At 65.8% G+C, this 17411-nt stretch carries 15 protein-coding genes; 5 read left to right on the forward strand and 10 right to left on the reverse strand.

Features of this window, described 5'->3' with window-relative positions; genetic code table 11:
* Window positions 1-47: 47 nt before the first annotated feature.
* Window positions 48-338 (forward strand): DUF5629 family protein, encoded by a 291-nt coding sequence (locus PPA02S_RS04635; protein ID WP_028632393.1) that lies wholly within the window; start codon window positions 48-50, stop codon window positions 336-338.
* Window positions 304-1434: a lactonase family protein gene (locus PPA02S_RS04640; RefSeq protein WP_028632394.1), complete on the forward strand. Its 1131-nt coding sequence runs from the start codon at window positions 304-306 to the stop codon at window positions 1432-1434. The genes PPA02S_RS04635 and PPA02S_RS04640 overlap by 35 nt, the downstream gene beginning before the upstream one ends.
* 3 nt (window positions 1435-1437) lie before the next feature.
* Here PPA02S_RS04640 and PPA02S_RS04645 read toward each other — a convergent pair whose 3' ends face one another.
* The 8 genes from PPA02S_RS04645 to PPA02S_RS04680 all read right to left on the reverse strand — a co-directional run bounded on the left by PPA02S_RS04645 (window position 1438) and on the right by PPA02S_RS04680 (window position 13250).
* Window positions 1438-5082, reverse strand: coding sequence for an AAA family ATPase (locus tag PPA02S_RS04645; protein ID WP_028632395.1), 3645 nt, complete (start codon window positions 5080-5082; stop codon window positions 1438-1440).
* Complete coding sequence (locus tag PPA02S_RS04650) at window positions 5079-6317, reverse strand: exonuclease SbcCD subunit D C-terminal domain-containing protein (RefSeq protein WP_028632396.1); 1239 nt, start codon at window positions 6315-6317, stop codon at window positions 5079-5081. Before PPA02S_RS04650 ends, PPA02S_RS04645 begins: the two co-directional genes overlap by 4 nt.
* A 122-nt stretch (window positions 6318-6439) precedes the next feature.
* Window positions 6440-8068: a BatD family protein gene (locus tag PPA02S_RS04655; protein ID WP_028632397.1), complete on the reverse strand. Its 1629-nt coding sequence runs from the start codon at window positions 8066-8068 to the stop codon at window positions 6440-6442.
* A complete protein-coding gene (locus tag PPA02S_RS04660; RefSeq protein ID WP_028632398.1) occupies window positions 8065-9786 on the reverse strand; it encodes a tetratricopeptide repeat protein in 1722 nt (573 codons plus the stop codon). Before PPA02S_RS04660 ends, PPA02S_RS04655 begins: the two co-directional genes overlap by 4 nt.
* On the reverse strand, window positions 9783-10859 hold the full coding sequence (locus tag PPA02S_RS04665) for a vWA domain-containing protein (RefSeq protein WP_028632399.1): 1077 nt from the start codon (window positions 10857-10859) through the stop codon (window positions 9783-9785). The genes PPA02S_RS04660 and PPA02S_RS04665 overlap by 4 nt, the downstream gene beginning before the upstream one ends.
* Window positions 10852-11346, reverse strand: a complete 495-nt coding sequence (locus tag PPA02S_RS04670) for a DUF4381 domain-containing protein (RefSeq protein WP_028632400.1) — start codon at window positions 11344-11346, stop codon at window positions 10852-10854. The genes PPA02S_RS04665 and PPA02S_RS04670 overlap by 8 nt, the downstream gene beginning before the upstream one ends.
* Window positions 11343-12287, reverse strand: coding sequence for a DUF58 domain-containing protein (locus PPA02S_RS04675; protein WP_028632401.1), 945 nt, complete (start codon window positions 12285-12287; stop codon window positions 11343-11345). Before PPA02S_RS04675 ends, PPA02S_RS04670 begins: the two co-directional genes overlap by 4 nt.
* Before the next feature lie 3 nt (window positions 12288-12290).
* Entirely contained in the window at window positions 12291-13250 is a 960-nt protein-coding gene (locus PPA02S_RS04680; protein WP_003247242.1) for an AAA family ATPase, read from the reverse strand.
* A gap of 227 nt (window positions 13251-13477) precedes the next feature.
* Here PPA02S_RS04680 and PPA02S_RS04685 point away from each other — a divergent pair, with 227 nt between their 5' ends.
* From PPA02S_RS04685 to PPA02S_RS04695, 3 genes are all read left to right on the forward strand, one after another.
* The gene (locus tag PPA02S_RS04685; protein WP_028632402.1) at window positions 13478-14779 is read left to right on the forward strand and encodes a T6SS phospholipase effector Tle1-like catalytic domain-containing protein; all 1302 of its coding nucleotides are present in this window, start codon (window positions 13478-13480) and stop codon (window positions 14777-14779) included.
* 172 nt (window positions 14780-14951) lie between these two features.
* Entirely contained in the window at window positions 14952-16178 is a 1227-nt protein-coding gene (locus tag PPA02S_RS04690; RefSeq protein WP_028632403.1) for an MFS transporter, read from the forward strand.
* A gap of 82 nt (window positions 16179-16260) precedes the next feature.
* Complete coding sequence (locus tag PPA02S_RS04695; RefSeq protein ID WP_028632404.1) at window positions 16261-16533, forward strand: PepSY domain-containing protein; 273 nt, start codon at window positions 16261-16263, stop codon at window positions 16531-16533.
* Between the two features lie 44 nt (window positions 16534-16577).
* Here PPA02S_RS04695 and PPA02S_RS04700 read toward each other — a convergent pair whose 3' ends face one another.
* Both PPA02S_RS04700 and soxR read right to left on the reverse strand, forming a co-directional pair.
* Window positions 16578-16826 (reverse strand): CsbD family protein, encoded by a 249-nt coding sequence (locus tag PPA02S_RS04700; protein WP_028632405.1) that lies wholly within the window; start codon window positions 16824-16826, stop codon window positions 16578-16580.
* Window positions 16827-16939: 113 nt separating this feature from the next.
* Entirely contained in the window at window positions 16940-17395 is a 456-nt protein-coding gene (gene soxR, locus PPA02S_RS04705; RefSeq protein WP_028632406.1) for a redox-sensitive transcriptional activator SoxR, read from the reverse strand.
* Window positions 17396-17411: the final 16 nt, after the last annotated feature.

Below are 17411 nucleotides of genomic sequence, written 5' to 3' on the forward strand. Positions count from 1 at the left end.
GTGCTTGATTAGGGCTATAATTCCCCCCTTTTACCCCGGTGCCCCCCATGTCTGCTCTCGCAACCGCCTTGACCACCTGTGACATGATCCTCATCGATGGGTTGCATGCCTTCGACTTCACCTGCGATGAAAACGGCCTGACCATCGAATGCATGGATGGCCGCCAGCTCCGTCGCTGGGTGTTCACCGCCGATCAGGTGGCCGCAGCCTCCCGTGAAGGGAACGACTGGTGTATCGCTGCTGCCGAAACTGAGCATCGGCTCACCTGCCTGGATGCATTTCGCGCACCGGATGAAGACGACCATGAACCGGACCTGGAAGACACTGCTGACCGCTAGCCTCATGCCCATGGTGCTCAATGCCCAGGCGGCTACGCTGCTGGTGGGCAGCTACACCGACAGCCCCAGCAAGGGCATCTACCGCTACGCATTCGATACCACCACCGGCAGGATTACCCCCGCGCCACTGCAGGTGGTGGAGAGCGTCAGCCCGTCATGGCTGGTGCTCTCGGAAGACAACCGGCAACTGTTCGCGGTCAATGAAACGCCCCAAGGCCATGTGAGCAGTTTTGCCGTTGGCAGCGACGGCGCCATCACCTTCGTCAACCAGGTGTCCAGCCTGGGTGACGAGCCCACCCACGCCAGCCTCAGCCAGGACCAGCGCTACCTGTTCGTGGGCAATTACTCGGTCAGTGCCGAAACCGGCGGCAGCCTGGTGGTGCTCCCTGTAGACAAGCACGGCAAGCTCGGGCCTGCGGTGCAGCAGGAGCGGCACGTGCCCAGTGGCGTCAACCCCGAACGCCAGGCCGGTGCCCATGTGCATGCCTTGGTGCCATCACCGGATGGCCAGCATGTGTATGCCAGTGACCTGGGCGCAGACAAGGTGTTCATCTACCGCTACGACGGCGCCAGCCAGGGCCACCCCTTGTCCCCCGCCATTCCCCCGGCAGCTGCCTTGCCACCCGGCAGCGGCCCCCGTCACCTGGTATTCGATGCCAAGGGCAGCCATGCCTACCTGACGCTGGAGATGAGCGCCGAGGTGGTGGTGTTCGATGTGCAAAAAGGCGCGCTGGTGGAACGCCAGCGCCTGCCATTGACCGAGCGGCCTGAGGCAGCAGCCAAGGCCGCTGGCGGTTTGCACCTGTCAGCCGACGGTCGGTTCCTGTACGTCAGCAATCGCGGCACGGTGAACCAGATAGTGGTGTTTGCGGTGGGCAAGGATGATGGTCGGCTGGCGCTGGTGCAGCGCCGCTCCGTAGAGGGTGACCACCCCCGTGAATTCACCCTGGACCCCAGCGGCAATTTCCTGCTGGTCGCCAACCAGAAAAGCAACGAGATCGTGGTGCTGCACCGCGACCCGCTCAGCGGCACGCTGGGCGAGGCGGTGCAGACACTGCACCAGCCCGCACCCTCGGACCTGAAGTTCATTCCCTAGCCGTTAGCCGCACACTTCTACGTCGCTGAGGCCATTGCCTTGGCGGCGAACCTGGATCTGCACCGGGATGCGCTCGTGCATTTCCTGCACATGGGAAATGACCGCCACCTTGCGGCCCTGGGCCTGCAGGCCATCGAGGGCATCCATGGCCAGTTGCAGGGACTCAGGGTCGAGGCTGCCAAAGCCCTCATCGATGAACAGCGATTCGATACGCAAGGTGCTGGACGCCATCGACGCCAGCCCCAGGGCCAGGGCCAGCGACACCAGGAACGTTTCACCGCCTGACAACGAATGCACCGAGCGCAGCTCATCACCCATCTCGGTGTCGAGCACCAGCAGGCCCAACGCGCTGCCACCACGCTTGAGCCGGTAGCGACGCGCCAACTGGCGTAACTGGGCATTGGCATGGTGCAGCAGCAGGTCGAGGTTGTAGCCCTGGGCGATCTTGCGGAATACGTCGCCGGACGCCGAGCCGATCAGGCTGCTGAGCCGGGCCCAGCGTTGCCACTGCTGGCGGGCCTGCTCGATCTGCCCGGCCAGCGCCTGGTGGGCCTCTTGACGGCGTTGGTCATCGGCCTGTTGCCCGCGCAGTTCGGCGCACTGCTGTTCGTGGCTGGCCAAACGCTGTTGCACGTCGCCCAAAGCCTGTTCAAGCGCCTCGGCAGCGCTGTCCACCGCCATCTGCGCGGCATGCTGTTGCAGGCGTTGTTGGCGTTCCTGCTGGAGCACACGACCCTGCTCAACGGCCTTCTCAGAGGCCTGCAAACGGGTGCGCAAGGCATCGACTTGCCCATCGTCCATCCCCAGTAGCCGTTCCAGCCCGCTGTCGTCCAGCTCGGGATGGGCGCCGCGCCACTGCTCGATCTGCGTTTGCAACGCCTGGGTTTCCGCCTCGAGGGCCTGGTGCTGTTGAGTGTTGGCGCCAAGTTCGCTGGCCAGCTGCACGCCTTGGGTGCGCAGGGCCTGCAGGCGCTGGGCGGTTTCGGCCTCCAGCGCCCGGGCGTGCTCCACCGCGGTTTCCATGTGCTGCTGCCAGGCCTCAGCGCTGGTGTGGGAGGCTAGCAATTCACTCAGCGATGCCTGGGCTTGCTGGCGCTGCGCATCCAGGCTGGCGAATTTCTGCTGTTGCTGCTGCAGGCTCGCAATGCGCGTTTGCTGCTGGTCGTTCAGCTTGTCGAGTTCGGCCTGGCGGGTTTGCAGGTCCTGCTGTTCGTCCTTGCGCCGCTCGACCTGCTCCAGGCGCTGGGCAATCTGCTGGTCGAGGACGAGGAAGGCATTGGCGGGGTCTTCCTGCAGGGCTTTCACGGTGCTGGTAGGCAGCACGCTGGCCAGGTCGCTCAGCCCTTGCTCCAGCTGCTGCTGGTCAGCGGCCAGTGCCTGGTGCTGCTCGGCCAGGTGGCGCTGTGCCTGCTGCTGGGCTTCTTGAGCGGCGTGTAGCTGCTGGGTCAGCTGCGCTGCATCCTTTTGCAGGGCGAGCAGGGCACGCTGGCGCTTTTCGTCGCGGTCAATCTCGTCGGTGAGGCGACGCAGTTGGCCGTCGAGCCAAGTGCTGCGGGCCTGATCGTCCTGGGGGGCGAGTGCGTGCCACAGGCTGTGAGACTGCACCTGCGCCTGCAGTGGCTGCAAGTGCTCGGTCAGCTGCTGTTGCTGCTGGTGCAGCTCCTTGAGCTGGGCGTTGATGACGCCCAGTTGGGTGCGCAGCTCGACCAGTTGGGCGCCAAGGGTATCGACCTGCTGCTGCGCGCTTTGCTGCTCTGCCTGGTCGTTGAGGTCCAGGCTCTGGAGCAAGGCGTCGGGCTGGTGGAACGGGTGCTCGGCGCTGCCACACACGGGGCACGGCTCGCCCTCGTGCAACTGGCTGCGCAGCTCCTCGACGCTGGTGTGGCGGGCCAGGCGCTGGCGCTCCAGCAATTGGCGGGTCAGGGTAAGCCCCTGTTGCGCGGCGTCCAGTTCAGCCTTGGCCGCGGTGCCTTGGGCAATCAGTTGCTGGCGCTGCTGCATGGCCTGCTGCTGGCGCTGGCGGGTGGTGTCCAGTTGCTGGCGCAGCTCGTGCTCGCGGGCATGCAGGCGTGACAGCTCCTCGACGGCGCGGTGCTGCTTGCGGTTGTCCTGCAACATGCCGCCCAACAGGTCGACTTGCTCGGCCAGTGCGTGGGGTTCGGCATTGGCTTCGCGGAACAGCAGGTCGAAAGCATCACGCTTGGCCTGCCACTGGGCGGTTGCCTGGCTGGCCTGGGCCTGCAGCCCCGGCAGCTCTTCGCGGCCCTTGGCCAACCGGCCCCCCACCAGCATCACTTGCTTCAACTGGGGCAGGTAGGCTTGCCAGGCTTGTGCCAGCTCAGCCAGGTGCTGGCTGCTGGAAAGCGCGGCATCGATCTGCGCCAGGTTCTGCTCGCTGCGCTGCTGGTTGGCCTGCAGTTGCTGAACCTGCGCCTGGCCCTGGGTGACTTCCTGGTCGGCCTGCAGCTGGGCGGCATGCTGCGCTGCCAGCTCTTGTTCAAGCCTTGCCACGGTGTCCTGGGCGGCAAAGGCCTGACGCAAGCGCGGGGTGCTTTCGCTGTAATGGGCCTGGCTATCGACCAAGGCCTTGGCTGCTGCGGCGAGTGTTTGTTCGAGTGCAGCGGCATCGCGCTGCAGTTGCGCATCCTGCTGCTGTTGCTGGCCGATTTTCGACGCCATCGACGCCACCTGTGCGCTCAAGGCCTGCCGGCGGATGAACGCATGGCGTTGCGGGGCCAGGTGTTGCAGGCGCTGCAGGTCCAGCCGGGCATCGGCCAGTTGCTGCCACTGCTGCTCGGCGGCCTGTAAAGCGCTACTGGCTTCAGTCAACTGCATTTGCAGCTGCTGTTGCTCATGCAGCCAGGTGCGTTGCAGTTCCAGTTGCCGCTCGGCAGCCTGATCGGCCTTGAGCTGTTGCTGCGCCTGCTCCAGGTGCTGGTCGAGCGCCGCCCGTGCTTCGGCAGCCAGAGGCAGGAGGTGGCTGGCACGCTCCTTCAGCGCATTGTGGGCATCGCCGGCTTCGCGTGCCTTGCTGAATGCGCGTTGGCCCAGGCGAGTATAAATAGACGTGTTGGTGAGCTTCTCCAGCAGTTCGCTGCGCTCACGGTCGTCGGCTTTGAGGAAGGCGCCGAATTCGCTTTGGGCCAGCATCACTGCCCGGGTGAACTGCTCGAAATTCAACCCCAGGCGTGCCTCTACCAAGGCTTTGTACTCATTCTTGGCGCTGGCCAGCACCTGCTCACTGTCGAGGTCGTAGAAGCTCTGGCGGCTGAGTTGCAACTTGCCGTTGGCCTTGTCGCGGGCGCGGTTGGCTTCCCAGCGGGCGCGGTAGCGACGCCCGTCGATGCCGACGAAGTCCACCTCTGCAAAGCCGCTGCCGGTGCCCCGGCGCAGCAGGTTGCGCGGGTCGGAGGTGGGTATTTCACCGTCTGTATCGGGCACCTTGGCTTCACGGCCAATGTCGTTCAGCCGTGGCACCGTGCCGAACAACGCCAGGCACAGGGCATCGAGCAAGGTGCTCTTGCCGGCGCCGGTTGGCCCGGTGATGGCGAACAGGCCGGCGCTGGCCAAAGGTTCGCGCGTGAAGTCGATGTCCACGGGGCCTGCCAGCGAGGCGAGGTTCTTCAAACGAATGGCGAGAATTTTCATGGCTGTTCCTCTTCCTGCAGCACGTCTTGCAGCAACAGGGCGAAGTCGGCCAGCGCCTGTTCGTCGGCAGGCTGGCCGTAGGCCTGTTCCCAGGCGCGGCCAAACAGGTCCTGCGGGGTCATCTGGGCCAGTTCGACAAAGGCCTGTTCGTCGTCATCGGCCTGGTGGCGCCCGGCGTATTCGACGCCGATGCGGATCAGCCGCACAGCCTTGCCTTCAAGCGCGGCCTCTATCTGCTGGCGCAGGTCAGGTTGCGGCTCGTCCAGCACAACGCGCACTTCAAGCCAGGGCTTGCGGTTGGGGTCATCCAGCAGGTCGATCACCGGCAGGTCGGCCAACTGCGCCAGCACTTCGCCCAGCGGCGCCGGGCCCAGGCGTTGCAAGGCCACGGCACGTGGCACCGGGCGCGGCTCCACACTGACCAGCGCGGCACCGTCCAGCTCCACTTCCAGCACCTGATGGGGGTAGTTGACCTCGGCAAACGACAAGGGGATGGGCGAGCCGCTGTAGCGGATGCGGTCTTCGCGGTTGACCTTTTGTGGTTTGTGCAGATGGCCCAGCGCCACGTAGCTGATCGCTTTGTCGAACAGCCTGGCTGGCAGCGCTTCGGCATTGCCGATGATCAGGCTGCGTTCGGAGTCTTCCGACACCGCGCCGCCGGCCATGTGCGCATGGCTGATGGCGATGAGCGCCTGATCCTTGCGGCGCCTGGCCTGGGCTGCGGCGATCAGCTGCTGGTGCACCTGGGTGATGCCCTGCAGGTAATCGTCGCCCAATTGCAGGCCGGTGACTTCGGCTGGGCGCAGGAAGGGCAGGGCCAGGCACCATGCCGTGACCTTGCCACGGCTGTTGGTCAACGGGATGAGTAGCCGCTCGGCATCCAGCTGGCCTTCATCCAGCCAGTGCACGCGGCCCAGGGCGTGGGTACGCAGGCGGCGCATCAGCGCCGCAGGTAGCTCGATGCGCGAGCCGGAATCGTGGTTGCCGGCGATCATCACGATGTCCAGTTTGGGCTGTTGCTCATGGGCATTGACGATGAAGTCGTACAGCCGCTCCTGGGCTTTGACCGGCGGGTTGACGGTGTCGAAGATATCGCCGGCAATCAGCAGCGCGTCGGGCTGACGCAGTTGGAGTTGGCCGAGCAGCCAGTCAAGGAAACAGGCGTGTTCGAAGTCGCGTTCCTGACCGTGCAGGCTTTGGCCCAGGTGCCAGTCGGAGGTGTGAAACAGACGCATGGGTGACCTGTTGGTGTCGAGTCGAGCAAGCGTTGGGGCTTGGCTTTGGGAGTGGGGCGTATGGTAACCCATCGCGAGCTACCTGCTGCCATGCCAGGTACCCCGTGGCAGAGCGTGGGGCGTTATTTGGGGTAGAGGGGCGGTAGGCTGCCGGTGTCGGTGGTTGGCAACAACACGTGTTCGGCTGGCGGTATGGTGCCGATTGCGCGCCACAAGTCTTCACCCTGCCAATGCTGGCCGCTCTCACTGTACAACGCGCCATTCAGGCCATCCAGCGCGTCCGACAGGGGCACGAAGCGCGCGGCCATCTCGGCCAGGGTTTCTGGCTGTTGGCGGGCCCATGCATCCAGGGCCTGGCGGGTGGCCTGGGGGTCGTTGGCAAGGCACGCACGTTTGAGGTCGTCCAGCAAGGTGCGCGGGCTGGGGCCTGCCTGCGCGGTGCGCAGCACGGCGGGCTGCGACCGGGCGCGCCACCACAGGGTGAAGCCCAGCAGGGTGGTGAGGGCGAACACCATCGTTGCCAGTTGCCAGGGCCACGACGGGTTGCTGGCGCTGCGGTTGTCGCCAACCGGCGTTTCGGCGGTAAGTGCCGGGTTGTCCAGCACGGTGATCGCCCGCGCCGGCAGGCTGCTGTGCTCCAGGTGATCCTCGCGGGTATTCCACCAGGTGACTTCCAGCGCAGGCAGGGCCAGCGCGCCGCTGTGGGTGGGGACTAGCGCTTCGCGCTCCTCCCGGGTGGCCGTCATGCCGCGCTCGCTGACTTCGTTGCGCAGCAGGGGCTGGTCGGGGTAGCGCCGCAGGCCAGGGGCTTCGGTAGCCGGCAGGGGCGGCAGTTGGGTGCTGGACAACCCTTCGGCGCGCAGCGTCACGTTGCGGGTCAGCGAGTCGCCAATCTGCACCTGCTGGCTGCCGGGGTCGGGGCTCCAGCGCTCTTCCAGGCTCAGGCCACGCGCCGGCAGCCAGGGCTTGTCGGCAGGCCAGCCGGGCGGGATGGCCCGCACATTCAGGCGCAGAGGCAGCGAGCTGACCTGCACCTGGCGGCCAGGGCGCGCACCGGTGGTTGGCTGCGCCTCTTCGTTGCTGGCCGCTGCAGTGGCGGTGAAGGTCAGTGACGGGATAGCCAGGGTGCCGCTTTGCTGGGCGTACACGGCGTAGCGCGTTTCGATCACACCGTGCCTGACGCCGTTGATTTCCTTCTCGTAGGTGCGCGATTCACCCAGCGGTTCCACCTTGGCGTTGTCCAGTTGCAGCGGGCTGAGGCTGCTGTCGTCGTACAGGGCTACGGAGTGGTAGATGCGCAGCGTCAGCACCGCTTGGGCCTGCACGTACACGTCGGGGGTGTCGAGCGTGGCCTCGATGAATACCTGGGCGTTGTCCTGGCGGCTGGCATCGGCTTGCAGCACCTGCAGGTCGATGGGTTGGCTGTACGACTGGCCCAGCTGCAGGGCCGGGATGCGCAGGCTACCGCTGCGCCGCGGCAGCAGGGTGATGATCCAGCGGGTGCTGGCCCGGGTTTCACCGTCCAGGCTGTGCAGGCTGTTGAGCTGGCGGGTGCTGCGCACGTCGAAGTCGCCCTCAAGGGCACGCAGGTCCGGTTTGCCGAACTCGGTCACATCCTGGCTTTCCAGCGTCAGCTCAAGGCTTTCACCGGCCTCCAGGCGGCTGCGGTCGACGCTGGCGGTCAGCGAGGGTTCGGCATGGGCCAGCACGGCCCACAGCAGACTGAGGAGAAAGACGCCGTAGCGACTCATTGTGTTGGGGTTTCCTGATGCAATTGCTGTTCATACCAGAATTTGCGCCGCAGCAGCTGCGCCGGGTTGTCCGGGATTTCCCGCAGCCATTGTTCCAGCGCCTGACGCTGCTCGGCGTCCAGTGCATTGGATGCCGGGCGCTGTGGGGGCTGGACGACGCTGTCATCGTCGCCGGCCTGGTTGCCCGGGCTGGCCTGGCTATTGTCGCTGCTGTCCCCGCTGTTGTCTGCGCCTGCCTGTGGGTCGTTGCCGGGTGTGCCTTCGGCTTGGCTGCTGGCCGAGCTGCTGTTGCCGTCGGTTTCCCGGCCGGGCGTGCCTTGGGCCTCGCCGCTGGCGGGCTGTTCTTCGGCCTTGCCCTGGCGCTGTTGCAGCATTTGCTCGACCAGCGCCTGGTTAGCCAGTGCCGCCTGCAAGTCCGGCTGGCGGTCCAGTGCCTGTTCGTAGGCATCCAGGGCGGCTTCCAGTTCACCGCTGCGTGCCAAGGCGTTGCCGCGGTTGTAGTGGTCGGCAGCTGTATCCCCCTGTGAAAATGCCTCGGCGGCCCCTGCATAGTCTCCGGCCTGGTACAGCGCCATGCCGCGCCATTGCGAGTTCTGGAAGTGGCGTGCGGCGCTGGCCGGGCGGTTTTGTTCAAGCAGGTGCTGGCCTTGCTGGTCGGGCCGCAGCCACAGGTCGGTGAACTCGAAGGCGTGGCTGGGCTGAGGCACGGCCAGCAACAACGGCAGGCAGAACAACCAGCCGCGCCGCCCGGCGCAGGCCGCCAGCAGCAGCAGGGGGATGAGCAACCAGTAACCCTGGTCGGCCCAGCTGTCCAACTGCAACGTCTGCCCCTCGTTGCGCGCCGTATGCGGGTTGTCGAACAGCCCCAGGCCGCGCAGGTCGAGGTCGTCGATACGGGCATGCCGGTAGCGCCCGCCGGTACCACTGATAAAACCCTTGAGGGCGGCGTTGTCCAGCCGGGGCAGCAGAATGCCCCCCTGATCGTCCTTGAGATACTCACCGTTGGCCTGCCGCACGGGCGCGCCGTCGCGGCTGCCAATCCCCAGCATCAGCAGGCTTGGCCCCTGGCGGCCCAGCGCCTGGCTGATACCTTGGCGCTCTGCCGCGCTGAGTGACGAACCGATCAACAGCAGCCGCCCCTGGCCCAGGCCGCTCTGGGCCAGTAATGCCAGGCCTTTCTGCACGGCCAGGTCAGCGCGTTGGCCGGCCTTGGGCATGATCGAGGGGTCGATGGCCTCAAGCAGGTTGCGGGTGGTCGCCAGGTCGTCGGACAGCGGCACCAGGGTGTGCGCAGAACCTGCATAGACCACCAGCGCAGTCTGGCTGTCGCGGCGGTGCTCGAGCAGGTCGAGCACCTTGCGCCGAGCCTGCTCCAGGCGGTTGGGCGGGCTGTCCTCGGCGAGCATTTGCGGGGTGAGTTCCAGCAGGATCACCAGCGGGTCGGCGGGGCGCTGGCGGCTCTCTTCCACGCGTTGCCAGCTGGGGCCCAACAGGGCCAGTACCGCCAGTGTCCAGGCCAGGCCCAGGGCCACCCATGGCAGCTTGCTGGTGCTGCCACTGCCGCCCCCCAGCAGCACACCATGGAACGCCGCTGGCAGGATCATCTGCCAGCGCCCGGCGCGCTTGCGCCGGTGCCAGAGCTTGAACAGCAGCCAGGCCAGCACAGGGACGGTCAACAGCCACAGGGGGCGCAACCATTGCGGCCAGAGTTCGATCATCGTGGTTTCCTCAGGCGCAGGCGCTTGAGGCGCTGGCGCCATTCGGGGTGCGGCTGCAGGAAGCGCGGCTTGCGTAACTGGCGTTGCAACAGGTTGTCGGGCCATTGCACTGCCACCACCAGCAGCACGCTCAGTAGCAGCGCCAACGCCAGTGGCCAGGCATACAAGGCCTTGGCCGTACGCGCCTGGGTGGGCTGCTGGGCCACCGGTTCCAACCGGTCAAGGGTATCGCCGATGGCGCTCAGCTCGGCGCCATCGTGGGCGCGGAAATACGCGCCGTGGGTAATCTCGGCGATTTCCCGCAGCGAGGCTTCATCCAGGTCCAGGCTTGGGTTGAGGCCGAGCAGGCCAGGCGTGCCGGTGGCGTCCGGGTTGGCACCGATACCGATGGTGTAGATACGCACGGCCTCCTGCGCTGCCAGCCGGGCAGCGGTCAGCGGGTGAATCTGCCCGCCGTTGTTGGCACCGTCGGTGATCAGCACCAGCACCCGGCTTTGCGCGGGGCGCTGGCGCAGGCGCTTGACCGCCAGGCCAATGGCGTCGCCCAGCGCGGTGTTCTTGCCGGCGATGCCGATTTGCGCTTCGTCAAGGAAGGTGCGCACGGTGCGCCGGTCGAAGGTAAGCGGGGCTTGCAGGTACGCCTGGCTGCCAAACAGGATCAGGCCAACCCGATCGCCCCGGCGGTCCTGCAAGAAGTCGCCCATTAGCGCCTTCACCAGGTCCAGCCGGCTGATATCGTCGTTTTTCCACTGCATGTCGGGGAAGTCCATCGACCCCGACACGTCCACCGCTACCAGCAAGTCACGACCGCTGGCCGCCACTGGCACGGGTTCGCCCAGCCATTGCGGGCGTGCGGCCGCCAGCAGCAACAGCGACCAAATGATGATGAAGGGTGCCTGGTGGCGCCAGGTGGGCAGGTTCAGCCGCGCCCGGCGCCCGGCCAGGCCTTCCAGCTCGCGCAGGAAGCCCACCTTCAGCACCGGCTCGCCGCTGTCGGCAGCCGGCAGCAGCAGCCGTGCCAGCCAAGGCAGCGGCAACAACGCGAAGACCCACGGCCAGGCCAGCTCAAACATGTTTGCGGATCCAGGTTTCGACGGCCTGGCTGAGCCCGACGATTGCCTTGTCGTCGAGCCGACACTCAGGCTTGTAGGCGCCTTCTACCAGCACCATCCAGCGCGTCAGGCCAGCCGCTGGGCAGCGGTTGTCGAGAAACGCCAGCCATTGCCGGCCATTGAGCGTATGACTGTTGGCGAAAGGGTAGTGGCTGCGGCACAAGCGCTTGAGCAATGCATTGAGCTGCTGCAGCCAGGCACCGGCCGGGGCGTTGTCGTAGGGGCGCGCCAGGCGGGCCAGCTCGTCGAGGGCGGCAACACGGGCCGGGTCCAAGGGTTGCTCGGCACGCACCACGCGGCGCTTGCGCGGCCGCCAGTGGCGCACCCGCCACAGGCCCCAGCCTGTCAGTGGCAGCAACGCCAGCAACACCCACCAGCCCGGTGCCGGTGGCCACAGGCTTACAGCGGCCGGTGTGATCAGTGGCTGCAACTGGTCCAGGGGGGTCACGGGTTGCTCCCCCTGCGCTGTGCGCTCAGGTATTCACGCAATTGTTCGATCATCTCGCTCTGGGTGCTCAGCGGCATCAGCAGCACCCGCAGCTTCTGCGCCATCAGCTCCCAGCGTTCGACACGGGCCTCTGCCTGCTGCCGGTAGGCCAGGCGCAGGCCATCGTCCAGGGTGTCGAGCTCCAGTTGCGCCCCACGCTGGGCAAAGCGCAGCAGGCCAGCGGCCGGCAGGGCATGGTCGAGCGGGTCTGACACCGGCATCAGCAGCAGGTCGCAATGCCGTGACAGCATGGCCAGGTGCTGCTCGCACTGAGGGGTCAGCGAGCGCTCGTCACAGATCACGATGGCCAGGCTGCCGGGGCGCAGGACCTCGCGTGCACGGCGCAGGGCCAGGCCCAGGCTGTCGGCCTGGGCAACGCCCTCGGTGTGCAGCGACTGGTTGACCTTGGCCAGCCGGTTGAGCAGTTGCAGCAGGCTCTGCTTGCTGCGCCTGGGCTTGATTTCGTGCGGGTCGTTGTCGCCGAACACCAGGCCGCCGATCCGGTCGTTATGGCCCAGCGCGGCCCAACCGAACAGTGCCGCCGCCTGAGCCGCCAGCACCGACTTGAACATCAGCCCCGAGCCAAAGAACAACCGTTGGCTTTGCTCGACCAGAATGAAGATGGGCCGCTCGCGCTCCTCATGGAACAGTTTGGTATGCGGTTCCTGGGTACGTGCGGTAACCCGCCAGTCGATGTTGCGCACGTCGTCGCCAGCCTGGTAGACCCGCACCTGGTCGAAGTCCACGCCGCGCCCACGCAGCTTGGAGTGGTGCAGGCCCACCAGCGGGCTGCGTTGGCCTGGCTTGGAGAACAGCTGGATCTCGCGCACACGGTGGCGCATGTCGATCAGCTCGGCAAGGCCGATGCGGATGCCGGGTTCGGCCAGCTGGGAGGGCGGCATGGGTCAGGCGACGGCGACGACGTCGAGGATGCGCTGGACCACCCGGTCCTGGTCGATCCCCGCTGCCTCGGCCTCGAACGAGAGGATGATGCGGTGGCGCAGCACATCGAACAGCACCGCCTGGATGTCCTCGGGGCTGACAAAGTCACGCCCGGCCAGCCAGGCGTGGGCGCGGGCGCAGCGGTCCAGGGAGATGGAGCCACGCGGGCTGGCCCCGTAGGCGATCCAGTCGGCCAGCTCGGTGTCGAACTTGGCCGGGGTGCGGGTGGCCATCACCAGCTGTACCAGGTATTCCTCCACCGCATCAGCCATGTACAGGCCCAGGATTTCCTTGCGTGCGGCAAAAATGGCCTGCTGGCTGACCCGGCGCTCGGGCTTGGTTTCGCCGCCCAGGGCTTCGCCGCGGGCCTGGGCCAGGATACGGCGCTCTACAGCAGCGTCGGGGAAGCCGATCTTGACGTGCATCAGAAACCGGTCGAGCTGGGCTTCGGGCAGCGGGTAGGTGCCTTCCTGCTCGATCGGGTTCTGCGTGGCCATCACCAGGAACAGCGGCGACAGGTCGTAGGTGCTGCGGCCCACGCTGACCTGGCGTTCGGCCATGGCCTCGAGCAGGGCGGACTGCACCTTGGCCGGCGCCCGGTTGATTTCGTCGGCCAGCACCAGGTTATGGAAGATGGGCCCCTGCTGGAACACGAAGCTGCCGGTTTCGGGGCGATAGATCTCCGTACCGGTGATGTCGGCCGGCAGCAGGTCAGGGGTGAACTGGATGCGGTGAAACTGCGCTTCGATGCCCTCTGCCAGTTCCTTGATGGCCTTGGTCTTGGCCAGGCCCGGCGCGCCCTCTACCAGCATGTGGCCATCGGCGAGCAGGACGATCAGCAGCCGCTCGACCAGCTTTTCCTGGCCCAGGATCTGGGTGGAGAGAAAGGTGCGCAGCGCGATCAGCGCTTCACGGTGTTCCATCGATGGCGGTTCCTGGTAGGGGGCCACGGGCTGCTGATAGCAGCAGCCCTGGCAAGGGCTGATACTTTAATCCATCCGGGGGGGCGGCGACCAATGGCGGCTTGGAAATTTATCCGCGGCCGTGCGCTGGCAACTGCAGAAATATCCGGCCCAGGGTGGGGCATTGGCTGATGGTGGGGCGGTGGCGGGCGGCGCTTGCTTGTGTTTTTCAGCGAGCAGGCGCGACCATGATGAAAGCCGATAGCCCCACCTTTGACTCAACCAGCCCAGTCACACTGCGCTTTGGCGTGTTTTTCGACGGTACGGGTAACAACCAGCACAACGCGCTGGCGCCATCACCCAAGGGCGGGAAGGGCGCGAGCTACGAGAGCGCCCTGACCAATGTGGCCCTGTTGCACGCGCTCTACCCGGTGCATCCGTTGCGGGGCAAACCATTGCAAGTGTGCTTCAAAGTTTACGTGGCCGGTATCGGCACCCAGGCCGGGGAGGCGGACGATGCGTATTCGTCGGCGACCGGCCGCGGCCGTAGCGGGGTGCAGGCGCGGGTGGAGGAGACCTTGGCCGACATCGCCCGGGCGTTGGCGCAGTGGCGGCAGCAGCACCCGCACGCCAACGTGCAGTGCGTGGCGTTCGACCTGTTTGGCTTCAGCCGTGGCGCCGCAGCGGCGCGGCACCTGGCCAACCTGTTGCATGATCGCGGTGCGATACCGCTGAACTGCGCTGTGAATGTGAATTTCGTCGGCCTGTTCGACACGGTGGCGGCCATCATCGCACCGCTACGAGGCGGCTTCGACCCGGCTGACGAACGCCTGGGTGGCCTGCGCCTGGGCCTGAGTGCCGGCATTGCCCGGCAGGTGGTGCAGTTGGTGGCTGCCGATGAGCAGCGGCATAACTTCCCGTTGGTACTCAGTGGCCACGACATCCGGTTGCCGGGTGTGCATTCGAACATCGGCGGGGGCTACCCGGACACGACCCATGAGCAGGTATTGCTGTGCAAGCCTGAGTCCCAGTACGTGCCGTTGGCCACGCGTGTCGAGAACACGGGTGCCTACGCCAGAGTGGCTGCCTTGCAGAGTGCCCTGGCTGGCAAGCTGGGTGATCCGGCCCCGGAACTGGTGACCTGGGAGCACCCCGTCCCTGGCGGCGCGCGGGGCGAGGAACAGAAGCAGGTCTATGTGGCGCTGAGCCGAGCACGAGACGTGGCGGGGCATCTGTCGCGGGTGTACCTGAGCATCATGCATGCATTGGCGCTGCGGGCCGGCGTACCCCTCGCGCCGCTGGGCAATGACCCGCATCACCAGGTGCCTGAAGACTTGCATGCCATAAGTCGCAAACTGCATGCTTACGCGTTGGGCGAGCAGAAGCAGCTGGGGCTGGACGCCGCCGAAGCCCGCCTGCTGCAAGCCCGCTACGTGCATACATCGGCGCACTGGAATGCCCTCAAAGGGCTGCGCAGCAGTGCACTCGACGCGTTGTTCATCAACCGGCCCGCGGCGGCGGGCCGGGTAATCCTTGCCAACCCGGTCTAGCGGCTGTTCGGGGCGCGGCTGAGCGCCTGGGTTGGCGCCACCTATCGATCACGTTGATGAATACTATCGACTGGCGTGCCTCGGGCTCTGCCGCCCAGCCCTCTACAATCACCCCCCCTGATGTCACCCGCCTTGCGCCTATTCCAGGCGCCCTGTAATGGAATTTTGCCCAATGCCAAGCGCCAGCCCGGCCCCTCGCGGTTTGCCCGAGCACAATCAACAGAGCCTGACCCAGCAGTGGTTGGCAATTCTTTCGGTCGCCGTCGGCGCATTCGCCCTGGTGACCAGTGAATTCCTGCCGGTGGGGGTGCTCAACGATGTGGCCAACGACCTGGGCATCAGTGCCGGCCTTGCCGGGCTGATGGTGACCTTGCCCGGTATCATGGCCGCCCTGGCGGCACCGGCCATTTCCGTAGGGGTTGGCGGGCTCGACCGTCGTTACCTGCTGATCGGCCTGACGCTGGTGATGATCCTGGCCAACGCGATAGTGGCCTTCGCCAGCAACTTCCACCTGTTGCTGCTCGGCCGCGTGCTGCTGGGCGTGAGCATCGGCGGCTTCTGGGCAACCGCCATCGCGCTGAGCGGCCGCCTGGCACCTGACAGCATGGGCGTGGCCAAGGCCAACTCGATCATCATGGCCGGTGTCACACTGGCCACGGTGGTGGGCGTACCGGTAGGTACCTGGCTGAGTGGCTTGATGGGCTGGCGCATGACCTTTCTGGTCACTGCACTGGTCGGCGTGCCGGTGCTGTTGGCCCAGGTGTTCCTGCTGCCACGGCTGATGCCGGAGCAGGCCATCCGCGTGCGTGACCTGCCCGCGCTGTTCATCAACCCGCAGGCGCGTGTCGGCCTTATTGCGGTGCTGCTGATAGGCATGGCGCACTTTGCCGCCTACACCTACGTCGCGCCGTTCTTCAAGCAAAGTGCGGGTTTCGACGGGCCCACGATCGGTTCACTGTTGCTGCTCTACGGGGTGGCTGGCTTCATGGGCAATATCTTTGCAGGGTTCGCTGCCAACCGAAGCGTGCGTCACAGCCTGTTGCTGGTAGCGCTGCTGATTGCGCTGAGCACTGCGTTGTTCCCGCACTTCGCCACCGACATGAGCGGTGCGGCGATGCTGATTGCCCTGTGGGGCTTCGCCTTCGGCGCGTTCCCCGCGTGCGCCAACATCTGGATGTTCGTGGTAGCGCCCAAGGATGTGGAGCGGGGCATGCCGCTGTTCGTGGCCATGTTCCAGGTGATTATCGCGGTGGGGTCGTTCTTTGGCGGCCAGGTGGTCGACCACCTGGGCACCGGCGTATTGCTGAGCATGGCCACTGCCCTTGCAGGGTGTGGCTTTGTGACCGTGCTGGTATTGGGGCGTGGTGTCAGCAATGAGTTGGCTGGGCAGCCTGGCTGATCGAAGTGCCAGCCCCATCCAACTGAACGTTGCGCAATGCTGCCCGGTCGCATCTTTACACCACTTAATAAGGATGTGCGTCATGAAAGCGATCAAGCAACTGTTCACTGGCCTTGCCCTGATTGGCACCCTGGGCGCTGCTTCGGCCTGGGCTGATCAGCCTGGCGCTGACTGGAAAGTGAACAAGGACCAGGCCGAGGCTGCCCTGAAAGGTGCTGGCTACACCCAGATTACCAAGATCGAGGCAGACGATGGTCACTGGGAAGGTGAGGGCATCAAGGCCGATGGCAAGCAGTATGAATTCAAGGTCGACCCTCGCGATGGGCGCATCGTCAAGGATGAGTTGGACGACTGATCAAGTGCCAGGCCCGCGCAGTCGTGCGGGCCTGGTGCGTTCGATCAGCGGCGCAGCAGGCGCGACACCACCAGGGTGATGGCTGCGGTAATTGCCAGTGCGGCAATAGGTTTTTCCTTGACGAAGGTCGACACGCAATCCACGGCATCGCCGTAGCTTTTGGTCACCTGGCCTGCCGCCTGGCGGCCTTCGCCTTCGGCTTCCAGTGCCGGGTCATCTACCAGCCGGCCCACAGCGCTCTGTGCCTTGCCTGCAAGATTCTCTGCTACACCTTCGATCTGTTCGCGCTTCATGGTTTGGTCATCCTTTCTCTGAACGGCATGGGTTAACAGCACAAGGTTAGGGCGCCCAGGGTGTGGAATGGTTCAAACTCAGCGTAAACGGTGCAGGGTTGGCCATCTCGCCGTCAGCGTGCCTTGTCTTCCAGCAGGCGCGCCCCGCTGCCTTGCTGGCCCAGTACGTCCTGCGGGTTACGCAGCGGGCATTCATCCAGTGACAGGCAGCCGCAGCCTATGCAGTTGTCCAGGTTGTCGCGCAAGGCCTCCAGCATGCGAATGCGGCTGTTCAGGTCTTCGCGCCAGGCGCTGGACATTTCACCCCACTGGGCGGCCGTGAGCTTGCTGTTGGGCGGATAGCGCCCCAGGGCGCGCTTGATTTCTTCCAGGGCGATGCCGGTACGTTGGGCCACTTTGATGATTGCCAGCGTGCGCAGCACCAGGGACGGGTAGCGGCGCTGGTTGCCAGCCGTGCGGGTGCTGGCGATCAAGCCTTTGCTTTCGTAGAAGTGCAACGCCGATACGGCCACGCCGCTGCGCCTGGCCACTTCGCCCACCGTCAGCATCCGGGTTTTGTCCGCTGCCATGCGTCTTTTCTCCAGG

Source organism: Pseudomonas parafulva NBRC 16636 = DSM 17004, from assembly GCF_000730645.1.
Taxonomy (GTDB): Bacteria; Pseudomonadota; Gammaproteobacteria; order Pseudomonadales; family Pseudomonadaceae; genus Aquipseudomonas; species Aquipseudomonas parafulva.